We start from the raw sequence: 14,212 nt of genomic DNA, 5'->3' as shown, positions 1-14,212 counted from the left end.
CGGCTTCAGACGGCTACACCAACCGGACGGGATCAATCGTCCGGCAAGCATGATGAAAATGAGCGCGCGGCATGAGCAACAAGATGTGGGGCGGCCGGTTCGGCGAAGGACCCGATGCGATCATGGAGGAGATCAATGTCTCAATCGACGTGGATCGCCACCTCTACGCCCAGGATATCGCCGCGTCAAAGGTCCATGCTGAGATGCTTGCCGCTCAAGGCATCATCGCGGCGGATGATGCGAAAAAAATAGGCAAGGGTCTAGACACGATTTTGTCAGAGATCCGCAACGATTCCTTCGACTTCAAGCGAGCGCTCGAAGACATTCACATGAACGTGGAGGGCCGACTCGGGGAACTGATCGGGGCTGCGGCGGGACGATTGCATACCGCGCGCTCTCGTAACGATCAGGTTGCGACCGATTTCCGCCTCTATGTCCGTGACGTCATCGACGAGACCGATGCTGCGCTCGATGCCTTTCAGCAGGTTCTGGCGACGCGCGCTCTGGAGTTTGCAGGGACGGTGATGCCAGGTTTTACGCACTTGCAAACTGCTCAGCCGGTGACCTTCGGTCATCATCTGTTGGCCTATGTCGAAATGGCAGCCCGTGATCGCGGGCGCTTCGCCGATGCGCGCAAGCGTTTGAACGAGAGCCCGCTTGGAGCGGCCGCGCTGGCGGGTACATCCTTTCCGATCGATCGCCATGCCACCGCGAAGGGACTTGGGTTCGATCGCCCGATGGCGAATTCGCTTGACGCGGTTTCTGACCGCGATTTCGTTCTGGAGACACTATCGGCCGCGGCGATCGCATCGACACACTTGTCGCGTTTCGCGGAGGAGATGGTGATCTGGACGTCGCCGCTGGTGGGCCTTGTACGACTTTCCGACAAGTTCACCACGGGTTCGTCGATCATGCCGCAAAAGCGCAATCCGGACGCTGCCGAATTGGTGCGCGCCAAAACCGGTCGCGTCGTCGGAGCGCTCACGGGGCTGCTGGTCGTGATGAAGGGATTGCCGCTGGCCTATCAAAAGGACATGCAGGAAGACAAGCAGGGTGCGATGGAGGCGTTCAGCGCGCTGTCGCTGGCGATCCGCGCCATGACCGGCATGGTCGCCGACCTCGTGCCTGACGAGACGCGGATGAAGGCCGCGGCCGGCGACGGCTATGCGACCGCGACTGATCTCGCAGACTGGCTGGTCCGGACGCTGAAGATGCCGTTCCGTGATGCGCATCACGTCACCGGGCGTATCGTTGCCGCTGCATCGAAGCAGGGCGTCGCCCTGCATGAGCTGCCGCTGTCTGCGATGCAGGAGGTGGAGCCGCGCATCACCCACGACGCCCTTATGGTGCTATCCGTGGAGGCATCGGTGAAAAGCCGGACGAGCTACGGCGGGACCGCGCCGAAAAATGTTCACGCGCAAGCCGAGGCCTGGCTCAAGCGGCTGAAAGAGCGAAAATAGAATCCGTCCTTTTTTCGCTTGAATTTCCCTGTCTTCCGGTCTCGCCAGAACAGGGCATTCTTTGTATGGTGCCCCTGATTGGGGAAATCGCCGTGAACAGCACTTCGAGATCCGTCTCAGCGAGATGGGCACTATTTTTTCTGACAGCAGCTGCGCTGGCGCTCGCCGGTTGCGGGCGAAAGGGCGAGCTCGATCCTCCCTCGACCGCGTCGGAACAGCCGCCAGCCGCCGCCCCGGCGGCGGCGGACCATGAGCGCGTTAATACAACCCATGGCAACTTGTTCGATCCGTCTTACGGGATGAACAGTGATCCGGCTGCGTCCAAGGGCACCAAGAAATCCTTCATCCTCGACCCGCTGCTCGACAGCCGTTGAGATGCGGCCGTGGCGGTTCAGACGTTTGCCTCATGATCTCTGCACTCCTATGAGCCGAGATCACAACAGAAGCGCAACCGGTGTCCTTCTGAATCCGAAGTTCCCTAGAGAAGGTGCGACATTGGTGAAGCGAACGTCGGATTCGGGAAACTAGTTTTATGCACCACTTCGATTATCGCGACGGCGTGCTCCACGCCGAGGGCGTCGATCTTTCAATGCTCGCCGAGGTCGTCGGCACGCCGTTCTATTGTTATTCGACGGCTACGCTGGAACGGCACTACCGCGTATTTGCCGAGGCTTTCGCAGGGACCGACCATTTGGTCTGCTACGCCGTGAAGGCAAATTCCAATCAGTCGGTGCTGCGAACCATGGCAAAGCTCGGAGCGGGAGCCGATGTCGTCTCCGGCGGCGAACTTAAGCGCGCGCTCGCTGCGGACATTCCGGCGAGCAAGATTCTCTTCTCGGGCGTCGGCAAGACCGAATCCGAACTACGCGCGGCGTTGGCAGCGGACGTTCTTTGCATCAATGTTGAATCGGAACCAGAACTCGACCTGCTGTCCCGGCTTGCGATTGAAACGGGTCGCACCGCGCGCGTCTCGGTCCGTGTCAATCCTGACGTTGATTCCGGCACTCATGCCAAGATTTCAACGGGCAGACTGGAGAACAAGTTCGGCATTCCGATCACCCAGGCGCGTGCAGTCTATGCCAGAGCGGCGAAGCTGCCTGGTATAAAGGTCACCGGCGTCGACATGCATATCGGCAGCCAGATCACCGATCTCGGTCCGATGGAAACAGCCTTCCGTTTGCTGGCGGATTTTGTCTCCACGCTGCGCGCCGATGGTCATGTCATCTCGCATGTCGATTTTGGCGGCGGCCTCGGCATTCCCTATTACGAGGATCGATCGGCGCCGCCAGAACCGCTTGCCTATGCCGACATGGTCAAGCGCGTGACCCACAATCTTGACTGCACGCTGATGTTCGAGCCGGGCCGCATGATTGTCGGCAATGCAGGCATACTGGTGACGCGCGTCATCTACGTGAAGCATGGCAATGCCCGGAATTTCGTCATCATCGATGCGGCCATGAACGATCTCATTCGCCCCACGCTATACGAGGCCTATCATCAGATCATGCCGGTGCGCGCCGCATCCAAGGATGCCACGGTGATGGTTGCCGATGTGGTCGGTCCGGTTTGTGAGACCGGGGATTATTTGGCGATCGAGCGCAATCTGCCGGAGCCGCAAGCCGGCGACCTTCTCGCGATCATGACCGCCGGTGCTTACGGAGCAGTGCAGTCAGGAACCTATAACACCCGCGCGCTGATCCCCGAGGTGTTGGTCAAAGAAGACCAGTATGCGGTGGTCCGCCCGCGCATCGAAGTCGAGCAACTCATTGCAATGGACAAACTTGCACCCTGGCTGTGATCGCCGCCGCCTCGCTCAATTCCAATGGTGTCACTATCGATCGTGCAGTTGCGCTGCAACATGAGGGCGCTTCGCGACTGCATGCGAATGAGGGCAAGCTGAGGATAATGCAAGAGTAAAGGCCCAAGAGCGCGAGTCAAAAGCCGCGCTCGCAGGGCAAGATCCGCCGGCCTTCAACGCCGGGCCGAGTCCGTTGCACGATATACATCTATTTGGTATGGGTGTGCCCGCCGCTCCCTTTAGGCACGCGAAACGGGCTAGAGTGGGGCTGTTCGAGATTGGTGTGCCGGGGGTGCCGCAGCCATCGATCTTTTCAGTTCGTCCGGGACATCCCGGGTTTCTTTGGCTCCTTCATACCGCTGGGAGTATTGTAGTAATGAGCTCTGGTAGTGATACAGTGCATTCGAACCGGTCCAACGCGATTCTCGGCGCGCTGCTGGGAACATTGTTGTTTGTGCAAACGGTACGCATCATCGACGAATCGTTCAGCGCGCCAGAGTCGTCGCACGCTGAAGCCAGCCATAAGGCCGAGACCAAGGAAGCCGCAGCCGCGTCGAGCGCCGGTGACGCGGAGTCGTTCAACAAGGCGCTAGCCAGTGCCTCTGCCGAGCGCGGTGCCGGGCTCGTCAAGCAGTGCCAGAGTTGCCACACCATTGAAGAAGGCCAGGGCAAGAAGGTTGGTCCGGGCCTTTACGGCGTTGTCAATCGGCCCATCGCTTCGGAGGAGGGCTTCAACTACTCAGCCGCCTTGAAGAGCAAGGCTGGCGGCAAGTGGACCTTTGCCGAACTCAACAAGTGGCTGGATGACCCGAAGGCCTACGCCAAGGGCACGTCCATGGGCTTCCCTGGGTTGAAGAGTGAGACCAAGCGCGCTGACTTGGTTGCCTATCTCAATACCCTTTCCAAGAGTCCGGCGGCGCTACCGAAGTAGGCCGTCTTACATGCAAGCCTTGGGACTTAAAAGGCTTGCATGATCCGAACTCGATGGCGCTCGCTCGCGAGCATTCCGCTCGCGATTACCGCCAGGGTGAGTCAAACACAACGCCCGCCGGCTGCTGCTGGCGGGCGTTGCTCTTTGCCAAAGAGAAAAGTTGGGGCGGATCATTGCCGCAGCTTTGATTTTCTCGAGAACCTCGCGCAGCGAGGGTAGGCGGCTAGCGGAAGCGGATACGCCGTTACGAATTGACGCTAACGTCTGCCACTCTCTCTCTCTCTCTCTCTCTCGCCGTGGTCTATCTCTATCGCCATGGTCTATCCGTAAATCACTGACAGCCAAGCGATGGGCCACTAGCTGCGATTGCAGGGGCTGGCCGCGATGCAAGCTTCCCTTTTCGGTCTTAAAGATCCGATTTTGCGTCGATCCGGCCGCTGCCGGGCGGCTGATAAGCTCCCTTTTCTAAAGGTTTCGGGCTGCTCTGCAGGTTAGCGAGGCCGAGCCATCACACTGCATGCTGAGGGAGAAATGAACCTCTGGCGAACATCGATCGCCGGATCGTTGCCGGCGGTGTGTTCACGAATCAATCCCGAGCCAGCGCGGGCCATCACCACATGTTGAGGACGGTGCGCGCCTCGTCTGACATGCGGCTAGCATCCCACGTCGGTTCCCAGACGATGTTGACCATGGCATCGTGCACGCCCGAAACCCCTTTCACCGCGTTCTTTATCTGGCCAGGTATTTCCGCTGCGGACGGACAATTTGGGGAGGTCAGTGTCATCTCGATACTGACCACGCGATCGTCGTCTATTGCGATTTTATAGATCAGACCAAGCTCGTAGAGATCAGCCGGAATTTCCGGATCGTAGACTGTCTTGAGCGCGGCGATGATTTCTTCGCCCATCCGTGCCATTTCGTCAGGCGGAGTGTTTGAGGAGTGATCCGTCGCGTCACTCGCGCGAGCCTCGACTAGGCAGGCGCTTTCGGTTCCAGCCACATTCGCCTCGTCCATCATGTCAAAAACTCCTGCGCTGTGGCGAAAAGCTCGCGCCAAGCTTTGACCCAGGTCCACCCAGTTCGGCTCGCTAGGTTCGAATTCGGATAGGTCTTCCGCCGCACGTCTCTTGGAGCGGCTCGCCGACTGGGAGTCCCTAGGCCAGCGTGTTTAACCTACATAGCGCAGTTGCCCGCCTTATCCAAGCAGCAAGCAACGTTGGCCTTGCTGCATCTCGAAATTCGTGCCGCCAAGTCGCGACCAACCCTTTATAAGACGAGATCGCACGTGGTCCTGGGTGATCGCAAGAATGTGTTCGGCCAAGGAACTCGCCGCATCTCGACTCAAAGGGGATGGAGTTCCCCCGGCGCGATCGCCGAGAAGAATTTAGTGGAACGAAATTCTGGAGCAATTCTAGCCATGTCCCGGCTTTTGCCTGTGGGCTACAGTAGGGGATTTGGTCGAGCGCGTGGGCCGCACCCGCTGATTTTAAAGCAGAATTGTGCTTCGAATGGACGAAGTGGGCTGGGGAAATTGAGTTGACGCGAACGTTGTTACCATGGTAAGTTTTGGACCGTACCAATTTAGCATGGTTGGATTAGTTGGACTTAATGCGCAGCCGCCAAGGTAGGAAGATTGGCGGAACGAGTTCACATCGTTGGTATTGTATTGATGTGCGGTAATGCGTAGTCCCAACCAGAGGAGCCCTTCATGTGCGACTACAGTCTGCATCACGTCTCTTCGCGGCCTGCCAAGGTCGCCGATAAGCTGGTCACTATGGAGCTCGCAAAATCGAACGTGCGCGGCTTTGCCGCCGTGGGCGAGCTCGGTCCCAAGCTTGTAATTCATGACAGCCCGCCTGAGCTGGCGGTCTGCTTGCTACCTGGAACGGAACTCGCATTTGATGAGAATGTTCAGTATGAGCAACCCCGGAGCTTTCTTGGGATAAAGTTTTCCGGCAAAGCTCGTGTTGATCACAAGGTCGCGAGCTTCCGTAAAGTCGATACGGATAATCCGTACGTCCAGCACGACGCACTGGAATTTCCGAATGGACAGGTTTTGAAGGTTGCTCAGCTTGTGGCGGGGCAAACCGCTACGGTATTGCAGCTGCCTGTCAATGCGCAGCCGGACGAACACGATCACGAGCATACCGGACGTCGGCGTGCGCGCGATGCGCGTCTGGCCTTGAACCGCTCTGCCAGGCAAGGAATGTTTGTGCCCAACCAGGGCATGGTAATGTTGTGGGATTCAGTCCGTGGCAGGGCCATTGACCTTTCGAGCGCTTTGACAGAGTCGTTCCAGCGTCTCACCGCGCCGAAGCAGCCTTCGATTCTTGAAGGTGAAATGGCGGCAGGCATGGGTGCTGAGGTAAGCTTCGAGAACGGCGTGCCCACAGTTACATCGACGGCTGCTTCTCAGAAGCCGGAGAAAAAGATCAGGGCTGGCTCGTCTGTCTAGTTGCCCTCGACTGCTGTTTAGTTGACAGGGCTGAACGCCTTAGTGAAATCAATTAGCGCCCGCGAAAAAGCGGGCGCTAATTTTTTTGGTGAGAGCGTGGCGCCAGATGGTTGCGCATGCGACCGAACGAGCAAAAACAGAAGAAAAAACAGAAGATAGGTTGATGGGACCCTGTCGATAGGGCGATGCGTATCACGTTCTGCCCTCGTGGTTGATGGTGACTGCAAGTCTTCGCTGACCGAGCTCGCCATCAAGACCGCCAGACTCACGAATGGTTGGTTCGCGCTGACCACGGGTGAGCTTTAACTTAGCTTTCAATTCGGCAAAGCCGTTAGGCGATTCGAAAAGCACGTGGCCGTCGTTGCGGCGAGAGCCGCGTTCTGATGCGGCGATGGGTCGCGACAGCCGAACACACGATACAACGCGTAGGGCGCGAGTTCATCCCGACCGATAAGTTCATGCGAGCGCAACGTAGGAAACGTCGGCTCAAAATCTCTCGGATATGAACGCGGGAGTCGAGCGGCTTTGATCGCCTTCTAATTCTTCCCAATCGCACGAGGTTCTGACCCTTTCAGGCGGTAACCAGAACAACATGCTCGCACCGACATCTGTTGCGATAACGCATCGGGTCAAAAGCGCGAAGCGACAACACGACCAGTGAGACGTCCGAGGTGCGATGATTGGAGCGCGATGATGCGGTTTTGACGAAAACGGGCCATGGCACAGCGCCTAGCACAGGCAATGCGGTGCTCGCTAAGCTCCCCCAATGTCAAGTTCACGATTCTCGCGCCGCGCCCTTGGTGACATCGTTCTGACGACGCAATCAATTTGAGCGTTATCAGTCACGAAGAGCCCCATGGGACGGGCCTTGCTGCACGTCGCCAACAATCAGCTCCTCCTGCGTCGGGATAAGCGGGCGGCTTTGTCGCAAACATGGACTCGAGCAACAATAAATGAGTACACGCCAGAACCAAGCGCTTCATCCAGGCCGCTCTCAGGGAATGGCCTACGCTCGGGCATACCAACCTCGGATCGAGGACCTCAGAACCTGCCGATGTGGACACATATCTACAACCGGCACCGACCCCACAGTACTCAAAGCAACCCATCAGTGGTCTCGCTCAAACCGAGACAACCTCTTCAGGCTCCGCATCCAGAGCGCACATGAATGCCAATTTTTCTCGCTGATTGAATAACTCACCAAGATGACCTCTCCTCAATGCGGACTTACCGTGTTGGGGAGGAAGAAATCCCGATCGTAAATGGAGTTGAAGCGAAGGCCGAGGCCGCATAGTATGGCATACTCGCTTTTGGTCTCATTCAATAATCCGGGATAACGCCTTAGAATGCACGCTCTATTCAGAATCGTCGGAGTTATCACCTTGATCGCCGGACTGGGCTTTATGGGGCAGGGCTTCCGCTTTTACGGCTATCCTGCCGATGGCATCATAGTCAGGCATACCGAATGGGTCTATTACGGCGCGGCGATGGCTGTCGTCGGATTTTTGCTTATCATTTTTTCCAGGCCCTCCGAGGAACCATAAGCGCCATAGCTGGTGGGCTGCAACCGCCCTCGTCTCTGGCGCCGCTCTAATCGCAAGCCCTCAGAAGATTGTTTATTCGCCCGGTCATCGGCGCTGAAGCTCGGCTTCAGTGTTTTCGAAGGGTGAATAGACATCAATAGGGTTCGCGTAGTTCAGCGTCCTGATTGAGTCTTGACGCTTGCGCTGCATGGCGCGCGCGGCTGCATCGCGTGCAATCGTACGCAACCCGCGATCGACTCCGTAACAAGCGCGGCCTTGCGGATACTTGGCTCATTGCCCGTTTCGGCTTTTGCGATCTGCTGAAGCCAGGGCTGCCCTCGCCCGGGACCAACATCCTCACAAGCCCTGTGGACTGCTGTCGCGATTTGCAACGCACGCAGGAGAGCCTGATTCAACATCCTCTACTTGAGCATCGTCCTGCAGGCCCGTTTCACTGGCGCTCGGACAGCCTTTCGCGCAGGGCATCTTTACCAGCCGACGAAAAACAAGTGAGGATTCGCAGTGATTGGCTCCTCGGAATTTTCAATCCTTGCCGGCGCCATCAAACTTGTTCGCGAGGTGCCAGGTTCTCGGCTTGGAAGGACTTCGCTCGATGTCAATTGCGGCCGCTCTTCCCGGTATCGATCCACTGCGTCCGGTGCGTATTCCGACTCCGGCCGCTTGCGGCATCCGCGTTGAGAAAACGGCAAGTCGTCCAAGCGCCAGGCATCGACGGCACGGCTAAGACAGGACGTCAACAATGACAGGACGTCAACAATCGTACGCCCGCAACTGGGCCGGGATGAGGGGACGTGTTTTACTGTTTAACCGTCCGCATCCCGGTCTAGAGTAATGGGATCGATCGCGTTTCTTGGGTCGATCGATCCAGAATCATCGCAACGTGCGACCCGTGCGCGCGCACCCTCTCATCGTGACAGCACGCGGTCGGGCCTCGCTTAAGCGACGCAGCTCTCGAATCCTTCGGTGATCATCTGTTCGGGCAAATTGCGGCCGATGAAAACGATCCGGCTTTGACGCTTTTCGTCCTCCTTCCAGGGCCGTTGATGGTCGCCGTCGAGAATCATATGCACGCCTTGGAACACAAAACGACGATCCTCATCCTTGAAGGAAAGAATGCCTTTGCTGCGCAAGATGTTCGGGCCTTCCTTCTGCACCAGATCCTCGACCCACGGAAAAAACTTGTCTGCGTCGAGCGGCTTGTCGGTTTTGAGCGAAATCGATTGCATTTCCTCGTCGTGGTAGTGCTTGAGCCCGCCATGATGGTCGTGGCCATGGTCATGATGATGGTCGTGATCATGGTCATGGTCATGATGATGATGGTCATGATCGTGATCATGGTCCTTGCCTTCGAGGAAGGTCGGTTCGATATCAAGAATGCGGTCGAGATCGAAGGCGTTGCGTTCTAGAATCTCGTTGAGCGGGATCTGCGCTCGCTGTGTCCTGTGCAACTTCGCGTAAGGATTGATGCCGCGGATGCGCGCTTCGATTTCGCTGAGCTCGTCGGGCGAGACGAGATCTGTCTTGTTAATCAGGATCACGTCGGCGAAGGCAATCTGGTTCTTGGCTTCCGGAGCGTCCTTGAGCCGGTCATTGAGCCACTTGGCATCGGTGACGGTCACGACCGCGTCGAGCTTGGTCTTCTTCCCGACATTCTCATCGACGAAAAAGGTCTGTGCCACCGGCGCCGGATCGGCGAGGCCCGTGGTCTCGACGATGATGGCGTCGAATTTGCCATTCCGCTTCATCAGGTCGGCCAGGATGCGCATGAGATCTCCGCGCACGGTGCAGCAGATGCAACCGTTGTTCATCTCAAACACTTCCTCGTCTGCGCCGACGACGAGGTCGTTATCGATGCCGATTTCCCCGAATTCGTTGACGATAACGGCGTATTTTCTTCCGTGCTCTTCCGAAAGGATACGGTTGAGCAGTGTGGTTTTACCGGCGCCGAGATAGCCGGTCAGCACGGTGACCGGGATTTTGTCAGTCATTTTGTTCCTCCGCTGGTTCGCCTATATAGGCACCCAGCCTCTTTGCATCAATCATCACGAGGGATTGTTTCCTCGGCGTTGGTTTTGGCGGCCATCGCTTGCTTTGAGCGCCGATGTTGATTTTGCGCGGGCTGTCGGATCTCGCGCTCCGCTGAAGTTAGGCTTGGTGCTGCGCTTAAGTTGGGTCTCTGTAATAGCAAGCAGCAGAGGCTCGACGGATATCCGTCAGAGCGTAGCAGTTTTCCTGCGAGCCAGCCGATTCTGGCTCTACTTGCGATCGGCCTCCTGGTTCGCCGCATCCGGCTGCGTATCATCCGGTTCGCGCGTGAGTAGTCCGCCCCTCAATAACCCGGCAATGAACATGTCCGGGCTGAGCGTTGAAACGTGGATACCCTCCTGGAACATGCGATCCGCAACCGCTTCCATGTACGCCTCATCGCTGAGGTTCTGTTCGTTCCAGCTCGACTCTCGCAGGCGGCGGATTGCACCGGCCGACGTTTCGGCCTCTATCAGCAGTCCCTGGTTGGTGCGGTATCGCATCGGCTATTTTCTCCTAAGACAGGTGTTTCTGGGGCTCCGACATCAGCCTTAATCACAGGCGAGTACGGCTTGTCCATGAGGGCGATCGACACCTGATCCGGATGTGTCTTGAAATAGCGCCGGCTCTGGCCGGGCGCGTCGCTCCCGCCGCGCGCCGTCGATCGACGTGGGAAACTATTTTTTCTCAGCTGCCGTGAAGAATTTGGAGATCCCGGCGCTTTACGGAACCTCATTCGGGCCCGTCTCGCAACCAAAACGACAAATATCGTAAACGCCGAACATAAACCTCGGCTCGCTTATGGCTGATCCATCCAAAAGCGCCAAATCGGTTGTCAGCTACAACCTTATGATCGCGGAACTATCCTCGCGCCGCATTTTCAGGCTTCTGCAATTCGCCGCTTACAAAAGGGATGCGAGCATGCACCTTCCCGGATCAATTCAATCGGCGAGTACAACCATTTCGCCGTCGATGACCTGATATTCGGCAAGAAGCTCTGGAGTGGCTTCTGAATCGACCTTGATTTCCGCGTCAGGGAGGGTCTCCTTGACCGCGCGAACAGCCGCGTCCTGGTCGGCGATGGCGACAAGGATGAATTCCCGGCGTAACGCCCCGCTGGCGCCTCTGCCCGGCCTCACGGTGCTGATCTTCCAACCTTTAAGCATAGCCTAGTATGACATGGATTCGCGCCGGCGTACAATCCCGTCGGGTTCGTTTTACGCCGGTTATGCTCGTTCCCGTTCTTCACCATTACCGTCAATTATTCCGGAATGAGGCAGCAACGGATATACAATTATATTGCGGAGCAACAACGGACGCCTGGCCGCCTCATTCGCTATGAGTGATCGTTTTGGTGATGCCTGAGCGAATTGCGTCCGTCTATCGCGTCAAGCCCTCGACTTGGGAGGAGGCGCATTCCACTAACCAGGTCGAGCGTGTTGCGCGGCAAGGGTTGGCCTTCGGCAGCGGATTATTCATTGAACCCGAAGGTTTGCGATTGTAAACGTGCCACCTTCACCCCAAGAGGTCATCTGATGCCGGATACCGCGCTGAGCGTACTCGTTGATGCATTGAACCGGCCCGTCCATTTTCCGAAGCTTGACCAGACTGGATCTCTCTTCATCGCGGAGCCGCCGACCCCGTTCGTGCCACCGAGATTCGAAACGGAGGAGGGCGATCGGGCGGTTCTGGAGAAGGAGATCATTTTGATCGAGGCGTCTGCAGCGACCGGCAAGAGTACCCTGGCAAGACAATTGTCAGCGCAGCTCGAGATCCCGATCCTCGATCTGGCAAAGGTGCCCGTTTCCGCCGGATCGCTCCATGCCCTGTTGGCCGATCTGGAGGCCGCCGATAAGAGCGAACCGATAGCGGCGTTTCACGAGGGGCGGATTCCCGTCATTGTCGACGCTCTTGACGAAGGGAGATTGCTGTCGAACGAGACCGGGATCGAGCAGTTTCTCGGATCAAGTGTCGAATTATTGCAGAGGGACCGGCGTGTTACATCAAGGCCCAAACTGGTCCTGTTGGGAAGGTTCGAGTCGATTGAACTGGCGCGACAGCAATTTGAACGCACCGCGCCTGGAGTTAAGCACGTCACGGCGAACGTCGAGTTCTACGACAAAGAGGGTGCCCGGCAACTTATCCACGCTTATGCCAAGGCGGCCGCCAGGCCAGGCTCACACTATCTGGAGCACCCGGACCTCGCCGAGGATTTCATAACGACTTTCTTTGATGCGATCGAAGCTGCGCTTGGCTTGTCGGCAGGCGAACTGTGGCACGACGGAAGAGGAAAGGTATTCGCGGGCTACGCGCCATTGCTTGCGGCGGTAGGGTCGATCCTGGCTGTGATCGACGATTTCACAACCGTCGCCAGAAACCTTAAAGCAAACCGTGGCCGCGAGGCATGGGGAGTAGTCGAGGCGGTCCTGTACGAGATACTGTGTCGCGAACAGGACAAGTTGCGGGATCGGATGAGAGATCAATGCGAGTCCTCGTTGCCGAACGCGGTTTATGATGTAGAGGAGCAACTGGCGCTCCTTGCACAACATATCGAGTCGAAGCCGCTCGAGGGTGCCGGCCGTGTCAGGCTCTCGGCGTCTGACATGGGAAAATACAGAGCGATGGTGCAAATCTATCTGCCGCATCATCCCTTCTTGCGAAGGCACGAATTTGGTGATGCCGTGCTCGGCGCGAACGCTGTGTCGCGCGCGGTCTATCACGGCGGGACGATTTCCCGGGAACGACTCATTAGCTTGTCGCGACAATGGCGCCAGTCGGCTCCGACGGGCCCGCGGTCGCGTTGATCGCGCATGCCATAGAGCCATAGAGTACATTCGTCGGGTGAGTGCCGAGCGATGTTCTCATGAAAAGTCGATGTCGCTCACGGCGTTAACCGGCCCGTTGCGGTCATCCACCATTGCGGCGCTCGAAGTTCGGTGATGGCGTCAAATGCATCATAGGGTTTGATATCGAGCACGGGAGTGCCGTCGTAGGCGTCCAGAGCCTTGACGGTCAGAATATTTTCGTGGCGCTTCAGCAACTCGACAACGGCCAGTCCAATCGGATTGGGCCGTTCCGGGCCGCGGGCGCAGAATACACCCACTTCCGGCAGGTCGGTGCGATGCCGAGGGTGCGTGGTTAATGGGACAGGCTTGCCGACGAGCTGATCCATCCAAAACAGGATGATCAGATGCGACCATTCCTCAATGCCAGTCAGCGCCTCCGCAAGATCCTCACGCACGACGATTTCCGCGACGATGTCGCGGCGTGATATTCGCATCTCGTTTGTGAATCGGCTGCGCACGGTAGCGATGGATCGCATACAAATCGTCATGGGTGGCTACCAGTGTGGAATTGAGTGATCCAAAGCGGTTGTCCGGCGAGAGGCATTTGCGGTCCGTGGTCTGCTGAGCATTTTACATTGCTCCAAGATCGAGCGTCACGACAAGAGACACGAGAGAAGTCAGGACAGGAGATGTCATTCGGCATCCGCATCCTCAGTTTGTCAAAGCTTGCGAACGAGACATGAAGCTCTGATCAAGTTCAAGTTGTGATCAAGTTCCAAGGGGCCTAGGCGCCGCGTTTGCACTTCGGTAAATGTTTCAGCGCCGCCGCCGCTTGCGCCGTCGATGATTAGAATTCAGCACATGGTCAAGAAAGAGTAAGAAGATTTGCGGTCGCTGATCGTACGATCGAGATGACGTATCGACGTAAAAACCTCGGCGAGACGTTTGATACAGCGCAAAGATGCAATTAGTTCTCGCGATTGGAACGTTTTCGTTGTTGCCGCATAGCAGCATGAACGGCGCTTGCATCTTAAAATATACTCCTTTAAGAAAACGGCCGGTACGTAACGCGCTTGTTAGGCCCGTATCAAAGGCCGTCAGGTGCTTGTGCGGGTTTATGACAAGGAGCGCGAGCGGCATGAAGATGTCGATGGGCCAGTCTGGCCGCCGGTTTGGCCGCCGGTTTCTGGGATTAGCGTTTGGCGGAGCGGCG

12 protein-coding genes are annotated in these 14,212 nt (G+C 57.3%); 7 read left to right on the top strand and 5 right to left on the bottom strand.

The features are described from left to right. Nucleotides 1–71 precede the first annotated feature (71 nt). The 4 genes from argH to B2M20_RS15050 all read left to right on the top strand — a co-directional run bounded on the left by argH (nucleotide 72) and on the right by B2M20_RS15050 (nucleotide 4,189). Nucleotides 72–1,460 carry an argininosuccinate lyase gene (gene argH / locus B2M20_RS15065; protein ID WP_079447867.1) on the top strand — a complete coding sequence of 463 codons (1,389 nt, stop codon included), beginning with the start codon at nucleotides 72–74 and terminating at the stop codon, nucleotides 1,458–1,460. Nucleotides 1,461–1,552: 92 nt separating this feature from the next. Further along, entirely contained in the window at nucleotides 1,553–1,834 is a 282-nt protein-coding gene (lptM, locus tag B2M20_RS15060; RefSeq protein WP_374708889.1) for an LPS translocon maturation chaperone LptM, read from the top strand. A gap of 158 nt (nucleotides 1,835–1,992) precedes the next feature. Next, nucleotides 1,993–3,258, top strand: coding sequence for a diaminopimelate decarboxylase (lysA, locus tag B2M20_RS15055; protein ID WP_079447865.1), 1,266 nt, complete (start codon nucleotides 1,993–1,995; stop codon nucleotides 3,256–3,258). Between the two features lie 376 nt (nucleotides 3,259–3,634). Further along, nucleotides 3,635–4,189: a c-type cytochrome gene (locus tag B2M20_RS15050; RefSeq protein WP_079447864.1), complete on the top strand. Its 555-nt coding sequence runs from the start codon at nucleotides 3,635–3,637 to the stop codon at nucleotides 4,187–4,189. Between the two features lie 610 nt (nucleotides 4,190–4,799). Here B2M20_RS15050 and B2M20_RS15045 read toward each other — a convergent pair. Further along, the gene (locus tag B2M20_RS15045; protein ID WP_079447863.1) at nucleotides 4,800–5,207 is read right to left on the bottom strand and encodes a DUF59 domain-containing protein; all 408 of its coding nucleotides are present in this window, start codon (nucleotides 5,205–5,207) and stop codon (nucleotides 4,800–4,802) included. Nucleotides 5,208–5,963: 756 nt separating this feature from the next. Between B2M20_RS15045 and B2M20_RS15040 the strand changes: the two genes are divergently transcribed. Beyond that, nucleotides 5,964–6,644 carry a hypothetical protein gene (locus B2M20_RS15040; protein ID WP_244553542.1) on the top strand — a complete coding sequence of 227 codons (681 nt, stop codon included), beginning with the start codon at nucleotides 5,964–5,966 and terminating at the stop codon, nucleotides 6,642–6,644. A gap of 1,382 nt (nucleotides 6,645–8,026) precedes the next feature. Continuing rightward, entirely contained in the window at nucleotides 8,027–8,188 is a 162-nt protein-coding gene (locus tag B2M20_RS15035) for a hypothetical protein (RefSeq protein ID WP_244553541.1), read from the top strand. A gap of 935 nt (nucleotides 8,189–9,123) precedes the next feature. Here the strand turns inward: B2M20_RS15035 and B2M20_RS15030 are convergent. The 3 genes from B2M20_RS15030 to B2M20_RS19605 all read right to left on the bottom strand — a co-directional run bounded on the left by B2M20_RS15030 (nucleotide 9,124) and on the right by B2M20_RS19605 (nucleotide 11,352). After that, nucleotides 9,124–10,176, bottom strand: coding sequence for a CobW family GTP-binding protein (locus tag B2M20_RS15030; protein WP_079447860.1), 1,053 nt, complete (start codon nucleotides 10,174–10,176; stop codon nucleotides 9,124–9,126). Between the two features lie 267 nt (nucleotides 10,177–10,443). Then, nucleotides 10,444–10,716, bottom strand: coding sequence for a hypothetical protein (locus B2M20_RS15025; protein WP_079447859.1), 273 nt, complete (start codon nucleotides 10,714–10,716; stop codon nucleotides 10,444–10,446). Between the two features lie 438 nt (nucleotides 10,717–11,154). Beyond that, complete coding sequence (locus B2M20_RS19605) at nucleotides 11,155–11,352, bottom strand: hypothetical protein (protein WP_158081545.1); 198 nt, start codon at nucleotides 11,350–11,352, stop codon at nucleotides 11,155–11,157. 396 nt (nucleotides 11,353–11,748) lie between these two features. Between B2M20_RS19605 and B2M20_RS15015 the strand changes: the two genes are divergently transcribed. Next, entirely contained in the window at nucleotides 11,749–13,017 is a 1,269-nt protein-coding gene (locus tag B2M20_RS15015; RefSeq protein ID WP_079447858.1) for a P-loop NTPase family protein, read from the top strand. A 77-nt stretch (nucleotides 13,018–13,094) separates the two neighbouring features. Here B2M20_RS15015 and tsaA read toward each other — a convergent pair whose 3' ends face one another. Continuing rightward, a complete protein-coding gene (gene tsaA / locus B2M20_RS15010) occupies nucleotides 13,095–13,535 on the bottom strand; it encodes a tRNA (N6-threonylcarbamoyladenosine(37)-N6)-methyltransferase TrmO (RefSeq protein WP_274533971.1) in 441 nt (146 codons plus the stop codon). Between the last annotated feature and the right edge of the window lie 677 nt (nucleotides 13,536–14,212).

Source organism: Nitrobacter vulgaris, assembly GCF_002028545.1.
Taxonomy (GTDB): domain Bacteria; phylum Pseudomonadota; class Alphaproteobacteria; order Rhizobiales; family Xanthobacteraceae; genus Nitrobacter; species Nitrobacter vulgaris.
This window is presented reverse-complemented; position numbering and strand designations above follow the sequence as displayed.